The 221-nt window shown below is 76.5% G+C and carries 1 protein-coding gene; it reads left to right on the top strand.

Annotated elements, in window-relative coordinates:
- Nucleotides 1–15 precede the first annotated feature (15 nt).
- Nucleotides 16–221: hypothetical protein (locus tag ACFFNX_RS52330; RefSeq protein ID WP_378213939.1), on the top strand; the 206-nt coding region annotated here is incomplete at its 3' end.

Here is a 221-nt window from a genome sequence, read left to right as displayed (position 1 = left end):
ACCGCGTCGGGAGCCGTGACCGGGTCGGAGGTGGTCGGTAGGCCGGATGCCGCTGGCGGGCTGGAGGTCGCCGTCGCGTCGGGGGTCGCCATCGCGCCGGGGGCCGCCACTGAGCCGGAGACGGTCGGTAGGCCGGATGCCGCTGGCGGGCCGGTCACAGCTACGTCGGGGCTCTTCATCGGGCTGGAGGCGGCGTGGGGGCTGGAGGTCGCGGCCGTGTC

The organism is Actinoallomurus acaciae (assembly GCF_042429965.1).
Classification (GTDB): domain Bacteria; phylum Actinomycetota; class Actinomycetes; order Streptosporangiales; family Streptosporangiaceae; genus Actinoallomurus; species Actinoallomurus acaciae.
This window is presented reverse-complemented; position numbering and strand designations above follow the sequence as displayed.